Below are 1,233 nucleotides of genomic sequence, written 5' to 3' on the forward strand. Positions count from 1 at the left end.
CACACCTCGTACAACCGACCTCGGAGCCGATGACGACGAAGGAGGAATCCGCTCGATCGAGCACCGCCGAGCTCACCGCCGAATCGCGTTCCAGCGATTCGTCGTAGCGGTACGCTCCCCGCTCCACGAAACGCCCCCCTCGGAAAGCCGACCGCGGAGCGGATGACGACGGAGGAGGAATCCGCTCAATCCAAGAGCAGCGCCGGTTCCTCCAGCACGCTGGCGACGTCGGCGACGAAGCGGCTGACGACGTCGCCGTCGACGACGCGGTGGTCGAAGGAGCCGCCGACCGTGGTGACGAAGCGGGGGCGGACCTCGCCGTCGACGACCCAGGGCTTCTGCTTGATCGTGCCGAGGGCGATGATCGCGACTTCGCCGGGGTTGAGGATGGGGGTGCCCGTGTCCATCCCGAACACGCCGATGTTGGTGATGGTGATGGTGCCGTTCTGCATGTCGGCGGCGGTGGTCTTGCCGTCGCGGGCGTCGAGGGTGAGCTTCTCGAGGGCCTGCGCCAGTTCGAGGAGGCTCATCGACTGGGCGTCCTTGACGTTGGGGACGAGCAGTCCGCGCGGGGTGGCCGCGGCGATGCCGAGGTTGACGTAGTGGCGGACGACGATCTCGGTGTCGGTCCAGGCGGAGTTGACGGTGGGGTTGCGGCGGACGGCCCAGATGATGGCCTTGGCCATGATGAGCAGCGGCGAGACCTTGACGCCGGCGAAGTCGGGCGAGTTCTTGAGGCGCTTGACGAACTCCATGGTGCGGGTCGCGTCGACGTCGACGAAGACGCTGACGTGGGGCGCGGTGAACGCGCTCGTCGACATCGCGGCGGCGATCGCCTTGCGGACGCCGCGCACGGGGATCCGCTCCTCGCGGTCGTCGCCCCAGGCGGGGGTCTGGATGTTGCGGAAGACGCTGGCCTGGGAGGCGTGGCGGATGACGTCGTCGCGGGTGACCTCGCCGGCGAGGCCGGTGGCCTGCACCTCGAGGAGGTCGACGTCGAGGTCCTTCGCGAGCTTGCGGATCGGCGGCTTCGCGATGACGGGGAGCGCGGCGGCGGCCGGCACGGAGGCGGGCCGGGCCGGGGCCGTCGGGCGGGCGGCGGGCGCGGCGGCCGGGGCGGTGGCGCCCGGTCGGCGGCGGCGGGTCTGGACGTGTCCGCCGGCGGTGCCGTAGCCGACGAGCGCGGCTCCGGAGCCCTCGCCCGGCTCGGTGGTGGAGGGGGCGGGCGAGGGC

General features: G+C 71.6%; 1 protein-coding gene. It reads right to left on the reverse strand.

The annotated features are described in order from the left end of the window. Nucleotides 1–185 precede the first annotated feature (185 nt). The coding region (locus tag C5D66_RS11740) for a dihydrolipoamide acetyltransferase family protein (RefSeq protein ID WP_104326910.1) at nucleotides 186–1,233 on the reverse strand (1,048 nt) is incomplete at its 5' end.

The sequence above is a fragment of the Rathayibacter sp. AY1B4 genome (assembly GCF_002932815.1).
GTDB lineage: Bacteria > Actinomycetota > Actinomycetes > Actinomycetales > Microbacteriaceae > Rathayibacter.